Here is a 539-nt window from a genome sequence, read left to right as displayed (position 1 = left end):
CCCCCCCCCCCCTTTTATCCTTCCCCGCCCCCCCCCCATATCTACACATGTCGTGGTTCGTCGGCAGCGTCAGATGTGTATAAGAGACAGACCTATAGAAGTATGGACCACCCATGGTAGCGGAACAGCATTACAAACTTACCTCGCACCAAAATTGGTCGTTAAATTGCTTAATCAATGAAAGAAGAAACCGACTATTACTTTAACGAAGATGGGTTAATGGTTTTTACGGCCGAATATCACCTTAAAAGAGGGTATTGTTGTAAAAACAAATGTAAGCACTGCCCGTGGAATTATGGGAAAAATAATAGCCGAAAAAGAGCTTCTGCTACCCAGTTTGAAAAACGCAATCCAAAACATGCAACTACAAAAGGAGATTAAGGCTTCAAAATTTGAAAATGTTTTCCAGCAGGCACTGGTTAACTTGACTTATACCTATTTTTGGAGCAGCCAGAAAGTAAAAGACATGCTAAATGTGTACGATATTACACAGCAGCAATTTAATGTACTCAGGATATTGAGAGGGCAGCACCCAAGCC

Annotated in this window: 1 protein-coding gene and 1 pseudogene; both read left to right on the top strand. The window is 42.1% G+C overall.

What is annotated here, in order from left to right; genetic code table 11:
- The first annotated feature begins 177 nt into the window (after positions 1 to 177).
- The gene (locus JHD69_RS20205; protein WP_199142127.1) at positions 178 to 381 is read left to right on the top strand and encodes a DUF5522 domain-containing protein; all 204 of its coding nucleotides are present in this window, start codon (positions 178 to 180) and stop codon (positions 379 to 381) included.
- A pseudogene (locus tag JHD69_RS21165) lies at positions 359 to 539 on the top strand (MarR family transcriptional regulator); the annotation flags it as partial. The gene JHD69_RS20205 and the pseudogene JHD69_RS21165, both read left to right, overlap by 23 nt.

This window comes from Pedobacter sp. ASV12, assembly GCF_016429155.1.
Classification (GTDB): Bacteria; Bacteroidota; Bacteroidia; order Sphingobacteriales; family Sphingobacteriaceae; genus Pedobacter.
The sequence above is the reverse complement of the archived record's forward strand: the minus strand, read 5'-3'. Positions and strand labels throughout refer to the sequence as shown.

Coding starts and splice junctions, on each gene's coding strand:
- JHD69_RS20205 (WP_199142127.1), top strand. CDS start 178: ATGAAAGAAGAAACCGACTATTACTTTAACGAAGATGGGTTAATGGTT.